The 13,867-nt window shown below is 63.5% G+C and carries 13 protein-coding genes; 9 read left to right on the top strand and 4 right to left on the bottom strand.

What is annotated here, in order from left to right:
- Window positions 1-26: 26 nt before the first annotated feature.
- The 4 genes from R2R70_RS17010 (at window position 27) to R2R70_RS16995 (ending at window position 5,034) form a co-directional block, all read left to right on the top strand.
- Window positions 27-1,358: an MATE family efflux transporter gene (locus tag R2R70_RS17010; protein WP_410978580.1), complete on the top strand. Its 1,332-nt coding sequence runs from the start codon at window positions 27-29 to the stop codon at window positions 1,356-1,358.
- 410 nt (window positions 1,359-1,768) lie between these two features.
- A complete protein-coding gene (locus R2R70_RS17005; protein ID WP_410978575.1) occupies window positions 1,769-3,028 on the top strand; it encodes a D-amino acid dehydrogenase in 1,260 nt (419 codons plus the stop codon).
- A gap of 142 nt (window positions 3,029-3,170) precedes the next feature.
- Complete coding sequence (locus tag R2R70_RS17000; RefSeq protein ID WP_043331285.1) at window positions 3,171-3,554, top strand: RidA family protein; 384 nt, start codon at window positions 3,171-3,173, stop codon at window positions 3,552-3,554.
- Window positions 3,555-3,819: 265 nt separating this feature from the next.
- Window positions 3,820-5,034 carry a LysR family transcriptional regulator gene (locus R2R70_RS16995; protein ID WP_165873987.1) on the top strand — a complete coding sequence of 405 codons (1,215 nt, stop codon included), beginning with the start codon at window positions 3,820-3,822 and terminating at the stop codon, window positions 5,032-5,034.
- Window positions 5,035-5,180: 146 nt separating this feature from the next.
- Here R2R70_RS16995 and R2R70_RS16990 read toward each other — a convergent pair whose 3' ends face one another.
- The 3 genes from R2R70_RS16990 to phhA all read right to left on the bottom strand — a co-directional run bounded on the left by R2R70_RS16990 (window position 5,181) and on the right by phhA (window position 7,670).
- On the bottom strand, window positions 5,181-6,374 hold the full coding sequence (locus tag R2R70_RS16990) for an aromatic amino acid transaminase (RefSeq protein WP_410978574.1): 1,194 nt from the start codon (window positions 6,372-6,374) through the stop codon (window positions 5,181-5,183).
- 1 nt (window position 6,375) lies between these two features.
- Window positions 6,376-6,714, bottom strand: coding sequence for a 4a-hydroxytetrahydrobiopterin dehydratase (locus R2R70_RS16985; RefSeq protein ID WP_054555480.1), 339 nt, complete (start codon window positions 6,712-6,714; stop codon window positions 6,376-6,378).
- A 74-nt stretch (window positions 6,715-6,788) separates the two neighbouring features.
- A complete protein-coding gene (phhA, locus tag R2R70_RS16980) occupies window positions 6,789-7,670 on the bottom strand; it encodes a phenylalanine 4-monooxygenase (protein WP_082388257.1) in 882 nt (293 codons plus the stop codon).
- A 427-nt stretch (window positions 7,671-8,097) separates the two neighbouring features.
- On the opposite strand from phhA, the gene R2R70_RS16975 reads away from it, so the two are divergent.
- The 5 genes from R2R70_RS16975 to R2R70_RS16955 all read left to right on the top strand — a co-directional run bounded on the left by R2R70_RS16975 (window position 8,098) and on the right by R2R70_RS16955 (window position 12,582).
- Complete coding sequence (locus R2R70_RS16975; protein ID WP_043331281.1) at window positions 8,098-9,651, top strand: sigma-54-dependent transcriptional regulator; 1,554 nt, start codon at window positions 8,098-8,100, stop codon at window positions 9,649-9,651.
- Between the two features lie 338 nt (window positions 9,652-9,989).
- Complete coding sequence (locus R2R70_RS16970) at window positions 9,990-10,511, top strand: MarR family winged helix-turn-helix transcriptional regulator (protein ID WP_052384225.1); 522 nt, start codon at window positions 9,990-9,992, stop codon at window positions 10,509-10,511.
- Window positions 10,508-11,467 carry an HlyD family secretion protein gene (locus R2R70_RS16965; protein ID WP_410978573.1) on the top strand — a complete coding sequence of 320 codons (960 nt, stop codon included), beginning with the start codon at window positions 10,508-10,510 and terminating at the stop codon, window positions 11,465-11,467. Before R2R70_RS16970 ends, R2R70_RS16965 begins: the two co-directional genes overlap by 4 nt.
- A gap of 9 nt (window positions 11,468-11,476) precedes the next feature.
- The gene (locus tag R2R70_RS16960) at window positions 11,477-11,914 is read left to right on the top strand and encodes a DUF2955 domain-containing protein (RefSeq protein ID WP_410978572.1); all 438 of its coding nucleotides are present in this window, start codon (window positions 11,477-11,479) and stop codon (window positions 11,912-11,914) included.
- The gene (locus R2R70_RS16955; protein ID WP_410978571.1) at window positions 11,899-12,582 is read left to right on the top strand and encodes an FUSC family protein; all 684 of its coding nucleotides are present in this window, start codon (window positions 11,899-11,901) and stop codon (window positions 12,580-12,582) included. The genes R2R70_RS16960 and R2R70_RS16955 overlap by 16 nt, the downstream gene beginning before the upstream one ends.
- Window positions 12,583-12,628: 46 nt before the next feature.
- Here the strand turns inward: R2R70_RS16955 and cfa are convergent, their stop codons facing one another.
- Window positions 12,629-13,807 carry a cyclopropane fatty acyl phospholipid synthase gene (gene cfa / locus R2R70_RS16950; protein WP_410978570.1) on the bottom strand — a complete coding sequence of 393 codons (1,179 nt, stop codon included), beginning with the start codon at window positions 13,805-13,807 and terminating at the stop codon, window positions 12,629-12,631.
- Between the last annotated feature and the right edge of the window lie 60 nt (window positions 13,808-13,867).

Below are 13,867 nucleotides of genomic sequence, written 5' to 3'. Positions count from 1 at the left end.
CGGAAACGCCGACGACGCGTGAGCTGATGTCACGCCTGTGGCGCAGCACCTTGCCGATGACACTCGGCATCATGGGATTGCTGGGCTTCAACCTGGTCGATGCCGCCTTCGTCTCGCATCTGGGCACCGCGCCACTGGCCGCGCAATCCTTCACCTTCCCGCTGACCTTTCTGATCATCGGGGTGCAGGTCGGCATGGGCATCGCGATCGCCGCGATCGTCTCGCGCACCCTGGGCGCCGAGGATGAGGCGCGTGCCCGGCGTCTGGGCGGTGTGGTGCTGCTGGGGTCCGGTGTGTTGATGGCACTGCTGATGCTGCTGTTGTGGGTCATCAGGGTGCCGGCCTTCGAGTTGCTGGGGGCCAATGCCACTGAAATGACGCTGATCGAGGTCTATTGGGGCCCATCGCTGATCGCCAGCTGGCTGGGGGCCATGGCCTATGTGCTCTACAGCCTGTTCCGCGCCCACGGCGACACGCGTCTGCCGGGCGAGATGATGCTGCTGACCAGTGTCTTCAACCTGGTGCTGGACCCGCTGCTGATCTTCGGCGCGGGGCCGCTGCCCGGCTTCGGTCTGGCGGGCGCTGCCTGGGCGACCGTACTTTCCTTCGGGGCCGGACTTGCCATCACGGCATTCAAGCTCTCGCGCCGCGACTGGATGGAATATCGCGGCCTGTGGGCCGAATGGCAGGCCTCACGCCGCCAGCTGGCGGGAATCGCGATACCCGCGATTCTGTGTCAGATGATGCCGGCACTCTCCGCGATGCTGGTCACCGCCATCGTCGCGGGACTGGGCCAGACGGAGGTGGCCGCCTGGGGGATCGCCTCACGCCTGGAAACCTTCTCGCTGATCGTGGTGCTGGCCCTGACCATGTCGCTGCCGCCGTGGCTCGGGCGCTGTTATGGCGCCGGCCGTTGGCAGGAAATTCGCCGCCTGATGAACCTGGCCGCCCGCGTGGTGGTGATCTGGCAGCTGGTGCTGGGCATCATCGCCGCAGTGCTGGCGACACCGCTGGCCTATGTGCTGGTGGGCAGTGACGAGGTCTCGGCGGCACTGGCGGTCCTGCTGCCGTGGATGTTGCCCAGCTACTCCTTCCTCGGTATCTGCATGCTGGTCGTGTCGGCTGCCAACGCGCTGGGGTGGCCGCTGCGTGCCACGGCGTTGTCCTTCGTGCGTCTCTTCATCTGCTTCATGCCGGCGGTATGGCTGGGGGCACATCTGGATGGGCTGCGCGGTGTCGCCATCGGCTCGGCGATCGGCAACCTGCTGGCGGGTGTGGTGGCATGGCGCGTCTATCGTCAGGCCCTGGGCGACCGCGGCAAGTCATTGCGTCGCCATGCCTATGTCGCGACGACCTGATCGCTCGGGCCCCCATGGCGTCCAGCACGAGCGCTCCCTTGAGATGTCAGGCGCCATTCAGAAGATTCTGCCCGGAAGGTCCTGCTGGAGACCCTGTCAGTAGACCTTGTCAGAAGCCCCGTCAGCAGTCCCGCTGAGAAGCACCGAAAGCGGCCATTCCAAAAATGGCCGCTTTTTTGTTTTTTATCACTGCCATGATGCGAAATTTACCTGCTTATTTTCTGATATAGGGTCTAATAACAGAATATTAACCGTTGTTTGCGCCTCTATACTGGATGCATTCAGGTCAAGCCACTGCGAGTCGCCTTGTCGACCGGTGTTGGCCTTCATCGTCTTTATTCGCTGCCGAGTGCGCGAATACGCCTGTCATTTGCCGTGGGGCGCGGCTTGCAGTCATGGGGTAGGCCAACATGAAGATTCTTGTACTCGGTAGCGGCGTCGTCGGTGTCACCAGTGCCTATTATCTGGCGCGTCAGGGGCATAAGGTCACGGTCGTCGACCGTCAGGCCAGCCCGGCGATGGAAACCAGCTACGGCAACGCCGGTCAGGTCTCCTTCGGCTTCTCCTCGCCGTGGGCAGCGCCGGGCATTCCGCACAAAGCCGTCAAGTGGATGTTCCAGGAGCATGCGCCGCTCAAGATCCAGCCTCGCATGGATCCGCAGATGGCCAAGTTCATGGTCAAGATGTTCGCCAACTGCAACGCCGACCGCTATGCCGTCAACAAGGAGCGCATGGTGCGTGTCTCCGAGTACAGCCGCGCCTGCATCAATGCCCTGCGCGAAGAGACCGGGCTGCGCTACGAAGACCGTCAGAAGGGGCTGTTGCAGCTGTTTCGTACCCAGGCGCAGGTCGATGCCGTGCAGAGCGACATGAAGGTGCTGGCGGGCTGTGGCGTGCGCCATCAGCTGCTGGACGCCGACGCCTGCGCCACGGTGGAGCCGGCACTGACCCGCGTGCCGGGCAAGTTCATCGCCGGGCTGCACCTGCCGGATGACCAGACCGGCGATTGCCATCTGTTCACCAACCGGCTGGCGGATTACTGCCGCGACACCCTGGGCGTCAATTTCGTCTTCAATACCACCATTCAGCGCATCCAGCGCAGCGGCAGCCGCATCGAGAAGGTCATCACCGACCGTGGCGAGATGACCGCAGACAGCTACGTGATGTGTCTGGGCAGCTACTCGCCGTTCCTGGCGCGTGATCTGGATTTGGACCTGCCGATCTATCCGGTCAAGGGCTACAGCCTGACCGTGCCGATCATCAATGCCGATGCCGCGCCGCAGTCCACCGTGATGGACGAGACCTTCAAGGTCGCGCTGACACGCTTCGATGACCGTATCCGAGTCGGTGGCACCGCCGAGCTGGCCTCGTTCGATCTTTCCTTGATCGAGAAGCGCCGCGCGACCATCAACATGGTGGTGCAGGATGTCTTCCCGGAAGCCGGTGACTACGCACGTGCGGAATTCTGGGCGGGTCTGCGCCCGATGACGCCGGATTCCACGCCGATCATCGGTGGCACCAAGTATGACAATCTGTGGTTGAACACCGGACACGGCACCCTGGGCTGGACCATGAGCTGCGGCAGTGCGAGTCTGTTGGCGGACCTGGTGGATGGTCGCAAGCCCTCCATCGATCCCAATGGTCTCAGTCTTGGTCGCTACGCTGCCTGATGCTCGGCGCAGTGTCTGTGTCTGTATCTGTGACAGTGTCTGTGTCAGTGGCTGCGCCAGGGTCTGCCAGGCAGTGCGTACTGCCGTGTAGTCGTCTTTTTTCGAGTGTCTCTCCGTCAACTGATTGAACAAGGAATTGCGCATGACCAAGCAGATTATCTCTACCGAGTCCGCACCGGCTGCCATCGGCCCTTATTCCCAGGCGGTGCGTACGGGTAATCTGGTGTTCCTGTCCGGCCAGATCCCGCTGGACCCGGCGACCATGGAAGTGGTGGAAGGCGGTTTTGAAGCCCAGGCAGACCAGGTGTTCCGCAATCTCAAGGCGGTGTGTGAAGCCTCCGGTGGCAGCCTGGATCAACTGGTCAAGGTCAATCTGTTCCTGACCGACCTCAGCAACTTCGCCGTGGTCAACACGCTGATGGAGCAGTACTTCAGTCAGCCGTATCCGGCGCGTGCGGCCGTCGGCGTCAAGGAGCTGCCCAAGGGCGTGCTGTTTGAAGCAGAAGGTGTACTGGCACTCTCCTGATCGCTCGTTCTTTGTCGGTCTGAACGAGCGGCCGCTCTGAACCAGTGGTCGGTCTGAACGAACGACTGGCGCGAATCGATGCCTTGTCTCTCACTCCCCTCGCTGATTCATCAGCGGGGGGAGTGTCGTTTCAGGGGGTCGTGACGTCCTGCAGGCAGCTTGAGCGTGACATTTGGTGCCAGCATGATTAGCGTAAGGCTAAATGAGCTAGCGACCAGCGCTGACTCTCGGAGCATCGCGGACGAACCCTTCAAGGAGCAACACCATGGCGCAGTCAGACACAGGCACCCGTGAACCCGGCATACGGCTGCGTCAGCTGGAAATGCTGTGGGCGGTGATCGAGTGTGGCTCGATGAAAGGCGGTGCCGCGCAACTGGGGATCAGCGTGCCGGTGGTCTCGCGGGGCTTGGCACAACTCGAGCAGACGCTGGGCTATTCGTTGTTTCTGCGCGAGGGCGGCAAGCTGGTACCGACCCCGGAAGCCGAGCGCCTGACGCCATCACTCGCCCGGATGTTCAGCGCTCAATCCGAGCTCAGACGACTGGCCTTCGGGCCGGGTAGCGGCAAGCGTCCGCGTCTCGTGCTGGCGGTCACGCCCGGTCTGGAGGCCTTCAGTGCCGGTTGGCTGACACGCATCGCGGCCAGTGAAGCCTTGAGTGAGTGGCTGCCCAGCCTGGAAGTGCTCGAGGTGTCACAGCATGATCTCGCCATCCGCGAGGGGCGGGTCGCGATGGCGGTGAGTCTGGAAGCACCGCCGGAGCCCCAGGGCGGCAAGCGTGCCAAGACGGCGGCGGCACGCGCCCGCGAGCTCAAGGCCAGCCTGCGTCAGCGCGCGCGCGAGGAGACGACACTCATCGAAGGCGATGACGACGAGGCAAAGCCTACCGCCAAGGCTGCCATGCCCGAACTGGGGGATACGCCGGAGCTGCCGTTTGACGTCGAGGATGATGCGCACAATGCCGAAGGGGCCGCTTCCCGGAGCGGGACAGGTGAAGAGGCGCAAGCCGAGGCACCGCCCGCGCTGAAGCTGCCCTTGATGTTGCTGTGGCCCTCACGCTGGCCGCTGCTGGACAAGCCGCTGACCCTTGCACGCCTCAATGAACGCCCCTTCGTCGACCTGCCGGAAACCAGCAGTCAGGGGCGCTTGATTCGTGGACTGCTCAAGCGTGAGCGCGTGACGCCGGCGAGTCTGCTGGAAGTCGCCACGCCGGCCAGCGCCGGGCGTCTGGCGCGCACGGGCAGTGCCGCCACCATCATTGATGCGCTGTCGGCGCTGCAGGTGCTTGAGGACGCCAGAGGCGACCTGATCGGCCTGCCGCTCTCGATGCGCAGCGAGCGCTATCTGGAGTTCAAGTGGCAGTTGCCGACGGCCGAGGAAGGTGAATCGCTGCACGCGGTGCAGGCCCTGCTGATCAGTCTGCTCGAAGAGGAGGTGGCGGCGAGTCTTGCCCGCTTGCCGCTGGCGGACGAGGAAGGCTGATCGGCATGACGGCGCAGGCGCCTAGCGGAAGCCTTGCCTCAGAGTAGAGATCAGGTCAGACAACAGGCCGGGCAACCGACCATTCAAGAAAAACCCCGCCGATTGGCGGGGTTTTTCTTGTCTTTCACGACAGCGCTCGCTCGGGCTCAGCCCTTGACGACGGTCGCGATGGCCTTGGCCACGTAGGGCAGGTTCTCGGTGGAGAAGCCGGCCACGTTGGCACGCCCGGAGCGCACCATGTAGATGCCGAACTCGTCACGCAGGCGATCGACCTGTTCCGGCGAAAGGCCGGTGTAGGAGAACATGCCACGCTGTTCGGCGATGAAGGCGAACTGCTCATCCAGACCATACGGCTTGAGTGCCTCGACGAAGTCACGACGCAGGCCGTTGATGCGCTCACGCATCTCGGTCAGCTCGCTTTTCCACTCGCCACGCAGGGTGTCGTCCTCGAGGATATCGATGACCACCGCACCGCCATGTGCCGGCGGATTGGAGTAGTTCTCGCGCGCGGTGATCGCGGCCTGGGAGCGCACGTCGAGCATGCTCTCCTCGTCCTTGGCGATCAGGATCAGGCAGCCGGTGCGCTCGCAGTAGATGCCGAAGTTCTTGGAGCAGGAGCTGGTGATGATGGCTTCATCGACATTCTCGGCCAGCAGGCGCACGCCGTAGGCGTCTTCTTCCAGGCCGTCACCGAAGCCCTGGTAGGCGAAGTCGATCAGCGGCATCAGCTTGCGCGCCTGGACGACTTCCAGCACCTGGTCCCACTGCTCGCGGCTCAGATCGAAACCGGTCGGGTTGTGGCAGCAGGCGTGCAGCACCACCACGTCACCTTCCGGGATGGTCTTGAGCGTCGTCAGCATGCCATCGAAGTCGAGGCGGTTGTTCTCGTCGACGTAGGGGTAGTTGTGGCGCGTGACGCCAGCGGCGTCGAAGATGCCCAGGTGGTTCGGCCAGGTCGGGGTGGACAGCCAGATATCACGTCCCTTGAGGTTGCTGGCGATGAAGTCCGCGGCCAGACGCAGGGCACCGGTACCGCCGGGCGCCTGGGTGGCGCTGGCGCGATTGGCGGCCAGCACCGGCGACTCGGCGCCCAGCACCATCGGCAGTACGACCTTGCCGAAGCGCGGGTCGCCGTGGGAGCCGATGTAGGTCTTGGTGACTTCATTCTCGACCAGGCGGTTCTCGGCCTGCTTGACCGCACGCATGACCGGCGTATTGCCGTTCGCATCGCGATAGACGCCCACGCCGAGGTCGACCTTCTGCGGGTTGGTGTCGTTGTTGAAGGCTTCGATCAGGCCGAGGATGGCATCCCCGGGTACACGCGCAATCTGCTCGAACATCTTATTTCGCTACCTCGTCGGTTCTGGCGGCCATGATGAAATCGTTCTTGTGCAGACCCTTCATCTCGTGGGACCACCAGGTCACGGTGACCTTGCCCCACTCGGTGAGAAGTGCCGGGTGGTGCCCGACTTCCTCGGCAATCTCGCCTACGCGATTGGTGAATGCCAGTGCCTGCTTGAAATTGCGGAACGTGAAGCACCGTTCCAGTTGCATGATGCCATCGCGATTGAGCAACTGCCACTCGGGAATGGCGGTCTTGAGCGTCTCGATGTCGCTATCGCTGACCTTGGGCGCATCGAAGCTGCAGGCTTCACAGGACTGTCTGGCGAGTTCGGTCATGTCACTATCTCCGGCTTGAGGAAAGAGGGGGCTGGTGAAAAGGCGTACCCCTTGGGGCAAGGGTGCTGGTGCGATCAACGTGGTGCGAAGCGCGGCGTCTTGAGGCCGAGGGCCATGGCCTCGTGCACCAGCGCCATGATGTCGCGGCTGGCGAGTTCATGCAGGTCGTCCAGTGACTCAAGGACATAGTAGAGCGGCTGCAGGATGTCGATGCGATACGGGGTGCGCAGTGCCTCGACGGCATCGAAGGGCAGATGCGCGGGGCGCTCGAGACTCTCCGCAAGCTCACCCAGGGCGTAGCGGGTCTCGCGCGGCGAGGAGATGATGCCGCCGCCGTAGAGGCGTAGCGCACGGCTGCCGTCGGGTTGAGTCTCGCGCAGCATGCCGAATTCCACCGTCATCCAGTAGAGGCGGGCCAGATAGACGCGCTCTTCCTTGCTGGCGGCGAGACCGAGGCGTCCGTAGGTGGCGGTGAACTCGGCGAAGGCGGGGTGGGTGAGCATCGGGCAGTGGCCGAAGATCTCGTGGAAGATGTCCGGCTCTTGCAGATAGTCGAGTTCTTGCGGGGAGCGGATGAAGGTGGCGACCGGGAAGCGCCGCTCGGCGAGCAGCTCGAAGAAGCGCGTGAAGGGAATCAAGGCCGGCACACGTGCGGTTCGCCAGCCGGTGGTGGCCTCGAGGACACGATCGACCTCACCAAGTTGGGGGATGCGGTCCTCCGGCAGGGCAAGGCGCTCGAGCCCTTGCCGATACTCGCGACAGACACGCCCCTCGACCAGCGCCATCTGGCGCGCCATCAGTGTCTGCCAGGTGGCGTTTTCCTGATCGCTGTAATGGATCCGGCCCCGGGCATCCGGCTCATGGGCCACGTAGCGGGTGCCCTTGGCCTTGGTTTGCGAGCCGGGCTGAGCTTTTTGGGATGTCTGTGGCCAATGACGACCCTGCGGTGCATTCATGCAACCTCCCCAACCAGATGGCGGCGCTGCCGAGCAGGCTGCCGTGTTGTCATTATGGCGTACATGCCAGTCCTTGCATGTCGATGACAACGCTAGGCCTTGTCGGGTGGCGTTGACCAGTGGTCAGGCGTGGCTCTGCGCCGCAGATAACGCTGCGTTGGCGCGTGTCTTGTCACATATTTGTGACACTGGAGCGGTAATCGGGCGCATCCTGTGCCATTCGGGCGCTCGTGCACTGCTGTGTCGCCGTCTTTTGTAAGGAATGCTTTACGACGTTTTTGATAACGCTTACGTTAACGTCACTCAGCCGTCCGTCGCTAAGCTGTCCGTCGCCAAGCCGCCCGTCACTCGAGCGGCGACGCCAGGCCAGCGACACCATTTCGATGACAATGCCAACAAGAATTCCAACGACAATGCCGAGAACGCCATGCGCCTCAAACTGACCTGCCAGAATCGAATCGGGATTCTGCGCGACATCCTGGCCCCCTTTGCCGATTACGGCCTCAACGTGCTGCGCGGTGAGGTCGGCGGGGAGGCCAACAACTCCATCTATCTGCATGTGCCCAACATGCTGCGTATGCAGCTCTCGACCCTGAAGCCGACCCTCGAGGAGATACCCGGGGTCTTCAAGGTCAGTCGCGTCAGTCTGATGCCCACCGAGCGACGCCATCTGGAGCTCAATGCGCTGCTGTCATCGCTGTCAGACCCAGTGATGTCCATCGACATGGATGGGCGCGTGGTAGCGGCCAATCGCGCGGCGGGCAAGTTGCTCGGGGTGCGCATCGATGAGGTGCCGGGGCTGGCGCTGACGCGTCATGTCCAGGATGTCGATCTGCCGGAGCTGATCCGGCGCAACAATGCCCGCGTCAATGGCCTGCGCCTGCGGGTGGGGGAGGAGACCTTCCTCGCCGATATCGCGCCACTGCACACCGAGAATGAGGATGTCGCCTCGCTGGCGGGCGCCGTGGTCACCCTGCATCGTGCAGACCGCCTGGGCTCGCGTATCTATCAGATCCAGCGCACCGAGGTGCGTGGCTTCGAAGCGATATTCCAGGCGAGCCGTCAGCTGTCGGCGGTGGTCAAGGAGGCTCGCCGCATGGCACCGCTGGATGCGCCGCTCTTGATCGAGGGCGAGACCGGCACCGGCAAGGAGCTGCTGGCGCGGGCCTGCCACCTGGCCAGCCCCCGCGGCCAGGCCCCCTTCATGGCGCTCAATTGCGCGGGGCTGCCGGAGTCGATGGCCGAGACGGAGCTGTTCGGTTACGCCCCGGGCGCCTTCGAGGGCGCGCGCCCGGAGGGCAAGCTGGGCCTGCTGGAGCTGACCAGCGGCGGCACCATCTTTCTGGATGAGGTCGGCGAGATGAGTCCGCGCATGCAGGTCAAGCTGCTGCGCTTTCTGCAGGACGGCGGTTTCCGGCGTGTCGGCAGCGATGAGGAGACCTTCCTCGATGTGCGCGTGATCTGCGCCACCCAACAGGATCTGCCGGCACTGTGCAGCGAAGGGCGCTTCCGCCACGATCTCTTCCATCGCCTCAATGTGCTGTGTGTGCAGATTCCGCCGCTCAGGGAATGTCTGGATGGGCTCGAGGAGCTGGCGCGGCATTTCCTCGAGCGGGCGGTGCGTCAGATCGGCGCTCGCGTACGGGATATCTCACCCGAGGCCATGGCGCGCCTGCAGGGCTATCACTGGCCGGGCAACGTGCGTCAGCTGGAGAACGTGCTGTTCCAGGCCGTCTCGCTGTGCGATGGCGAGGTGATCGAGGCGCAGCATCTGCGCCTGACCGGTGAGGCGCGTGATGAGGGGCTCGACAACATCGACCTGACCGGCAGTCTGGGCGATATCCATGACGAGGTCGAACGGCGCATCCTGGCGCATCTCTACCCCGAGTATCCGTCCAGCCGATTGCTGGCCAAGCGCCTGGGAGTCTCGCATACCACCATAGCCAACAAGCTCAAGCGTCATGGCATCGCACAGGAGTGACCCGCGGCGCAGGTGATGGCGGGAGAGAATAGGCAACAGGGCGAGAGCAAAGCAGACGAGCAGCAAAAGAAGAAAGAGCAGGAGAAGGGGGAGAAGGCAGGCAAGAAGATAGAAGCGCAGAGGCGCTTAAATGCGTGTTTGAATATCGGAATTGGTGAATTGTTTTGCTCGCTAATAAAGGGTATGATCCTCACATTGTTAGCAAGCTAATATAGATGGCGTCCGATATCGGCGGCAACAGCCGTCCTGACGCCGCACCAATCAAGGCTCTCGTGGGTCTTCCGCTCAGTATCGATGAGGGGGAGTGTCATGGGAGCCTTCATGTCGAGAGATGATACATGAACGCACATTCTCCGGGGACGGATTCGACACAGGAAATCCCGTTTCACGAGCAGATCAAGCCCTCGCTGGGGGGCCAGGTCGGCCGGGTCCATCGTCTATGGCGCACCGCCATCACCAGCGCGGTGCGTAGCCTGGACATGACGGAATCGCGCTGGACGGTCATGGTCCATCTGGAAAAGCTCGGCGAGGGCTGTACCCAACAGATGCTGGCCAGCGAGCTGGGCATCGAGATGCCGTCGCTGACGCGCACCCTCAACCAGCTCGAGGCTCAGCAGCTGATCGCCCGCGTGCCGCACGAGACCGACAAGCGGGCGCGTTGCCTGTGGTTCACCGAGCAAGGCCGCCAGTGCCTGACCCAGTTGACGGAGCGCATCGAGCGAGTGCGTGCCGAGCTGTACGTCGGCTTCGATGACGAAGCGCTCAATGCCTTCGCCCGCACTCTGCTCCAGTTCGAAGACAATGCCAGTGCCAGCATCGCGCGCTCCCAGGCTGAATATCAGCGGAGTCGTCAGGGGTGACATCCGATCAGCGCTTTCGGCGCTGGGTGCGGGGAGCCTTGCTGATCGCCGTATTCAGTTTCGTGTATTTCCTGATCGCGGACCTGTGGATGCCGATGACGTCCCAGGCGCGCGTGATGCACCCGGTGGTCAGTGTGGCATCGCGGGTCAGTGGTCGTATCGATGAGGTGCTGGTCCACGACAACCAGCATGTCGAGGCGGGCGATGTGCTGTTTCGTATTGATGCAAAGCCCTATCAGCTGGCCGTGCAGCAGGCGGAGCTGGCGCTGGAAGCCGCCATTCAGGCCAATCAACAGCTGGATGCCTCGATTCTGGCGGCGAAGGCGCAGCTCGAGCAGAGCCGTGTCAGCGAGGAAGAGCAGCGGCTGGAGATGGCGCGCGTCACGCGGTTGATCAAGTCGCACAGCATCTCGCGCCAGCAGTACGATCAGACACGTGCCAGCTATCAGGGCGCGCAGGCGCGTCTCGATCTGGCCTATACCGAGGTGCGCGCCCGCGAGGCCGGGACGGTGTCCAACATGCAGCTGGTCGCCGGCGCCTACGCCAGCACCGGTCAGGCGCGGCTGGCCATCGTGGCCGATCGTGCCGATGTCATTGCCGACTTTCGCGAGAAGTCTCTGTCACGCGTCGCGATCGGCGATCAGGCAAGCATCATCTTCGATGCGCAGCCGGGGCGGGTCTTCACGGCAACGCTTTCATCGCGGGATTCAGGCGTACAGGCGGGTCAGCTCAACGCCGATGGCTATCTGGCCGCCCCCGAGGACAGCGATCGCTGGGTGCGTGATGCCCAGCGCATGCGCGTCCATCTCGTGATGCCGAGGGCTCATGGCCTCTCGCTCAGCCAGCTGCCGACCGGCTCGCGTGCCACCGTACAGCTGTTCCCCGTGGCCGGACCAGCCAGCTGGCTGGCGCATGCCCAGGCGCGTGCGGTCAGCCTGCTGCATTACATCTATTGAGGCGGCGGCATGTTGGCGAATGCATTGCGAGACCGGCTGTCACGCCTGTGGACACGCGACGAGTCCTTGCCGCGCGTCGAGGGTGGTGAGCCACGCCTGAGCGAGAACGATGTCCAGCAGTGCCTGCGGATCGCCTTCGGCGGCACCCTGGGCTTCGTGCTGCTCAAGTGGATGGATTGGACCTACGGCACCTTCTTCGTGGTCAACCCGATTCTGCTGCTGGCCCTGGTGCCGGTACTGAACGCCTCCATCGCGCGGCAGTTTCTGGCCAGCGTCTTTCTCAACAACGCCTTCACCCTCGTCGTGCAGGGGCTGTTCGGTGACAACCCGGCGATCATGTTGCTGCTGGTGTTTGGCATGCAGCTGGTGCTGTTCAACTGCATGAGCCGCGGGCCATTGTTCCTGTTCGGTGCCCTGAGTGTGTGTTCGGCATGCATGTGCAGCTGAATTTCGCCAGCTACCCGAGCACGGATATCAGTGATCTGGTGTGGTGCAACTTCGTCGGTGGCGGCACCACGCTTTCGATCGTGGCCCTGATGCATTACTGCTTCCCGGACAAGGCGCCGCGCCAGCCGCCGTCACGCCCCGCCAAGCCGCCATCCAATCGCCGTCACGAGGTGCTGTTGACCACCGCGGTGGCGATGGTGGTCTACGTGATGTTCCAGGTGCTCGATCTGAGCGATTCGCTGTCGGCGCAGATCGCCTCGATCCTGATTCTCTTTCCGATGAACTGGTTCGGTGCCATTCAGGCCAGCATTCGGCGCGCCGCGGGTACGTTGGTGGGCTGCAACGTGGCGGTGGCGATCCAGCTGGTGTTGATGACGCACTATTCGTTGCTGTGGCTGGTAGCGCTGGGGCTCTGGCTGAGCTTGATGCTGTTCGCGCGCCACCATGTTCTGGAGCGGGTGGGCTCTGGTGCGGGTCTGGGCGCCATGACCACCATGGCGATCCTGTTTGGCCAGTACATGTCGCCCGACAAGGACCTGATCTACAGCGCGCTCTACCGCACCAGCTCCGTGCTGGTCGCGGTCTGCAGCGCGATGCTGCTGATCTACCTGATGCATGCGCTGCTCAATCGTTTCGCGGCGACGCGTCTGATTCGCCCCGCCGCTTGAGGCAGTCGTTCCCGGTCGAGACTGTCGGCGCCCCGCGAGCGGCGGATCAGCGTGGCGCGTCGTAGCGCCCTGCGGTGCCGTGGGTGAACACCACCTGCCACAGCTGCAGCTGGCGGGCGCGGAAGGCGCCGGCGCAGGCGCCGAGATAGTACTCGAACATACGCTTGTCGCGCGGTGAATAGGTATCGGCCAGCTCATGCCAGTGCTGGTCGAGATTGGCGCGCCACGCCATCAATGTCGGGTCGTAGTCGGCGCCGAAGTTGTGCCAGTCCTCCATCACCAGATGCGCTTCGCTGGCGCGTACCAGCTGGCTGGCGCTGGGCAGCACGCCATTGGGGAAGATATAGCGGTTGACCCAGGGGTCGGCCGAGATATCACTCTGGTTGGAGCCGATGGTATGCAGCACGAAGCGTCCGCCGGGACGCAGCAGGTGCGCGGCATGGGCAAAGTAGGTGGCGTAGTTCTTGTGGCCGACGTGTTCGAACATGCCAATCGAGGCGATGGCATCGAAGCTGCCCACCGTGCGCCTGAAATCAGGGTCGCGATAGTCCTTGAGCAGGATTTCCACCGGTAGCCCTGCGCAATGCTCGCGCGCCAGCGCGGCCTGCTCGGCGGAGATAGTGATGCCGACGACCTCCACGCCGTAATGGCGCGCGGCGTAGGCGGCCAGGCTCCCCCAGCCACAGCCGATATCCAGCAGGCGCATGCCGGGCGCCAGCCCCAGCTTGCGACACACCAGATCCAGCTTGGCCTGTTGTGCCTTGCCCAGCTTCTCCGCGCTCACCGGCAGGTCTTTCCAGTAGCCGCAGCTGTAGCACAGGGTGTCATCCAGCATGCGCGTGAAGAGGTCATTGCCGAAGTCATAATGCACCTTGCCGACCACGCCGGCGCGGCGGCGACTCTGCAGATTGATCACTCCGGCCTGCAGTCGATAGGCGATGCGCTCGCTGGTGGTGTGGGCACGACTGCCCAAGCCATGCCGCAGTAGGCGACAGATCATCTCGTCGATCTGCTCGCAGTCCCACCAGCCTTCCATGTAAGCCTCGCCCAGTCCCAGGCTGCCTTGCTGCAGCACCCGCCGGAAGAGGTCTGGATGGCGAACGCGAATGTCCCAGGGATCAGGCCCGTTGAGCCTGACGCCGGAACCTGCCAGCAGGTGTTCGACGGTGCGTCGATGACGGGTGTCGGGGAGTGCAACGGGGGCCAGGCGTTGTTCGATGCTCATGGAAAAGCCTCCTTGACGGCGCGCGGGCGCAGAGAGTCCTGATGGGTTCGTCATGGCGTA

Source organism: Cobetia sp. SIMBA_158 (assembly GCF_046566945.1).
GTDB lineage: Bacteria > Pseudomonadota > Gammaproteobacteria > Pseudomonadales > Halomonadaceae > Cobetia > Cobetia amphilecti.
The sequence above is the reverse complement of the archived record's forward strand: the minus strand, read 5'-3'. Positions and strand labels throughout refer to the sequence as shown.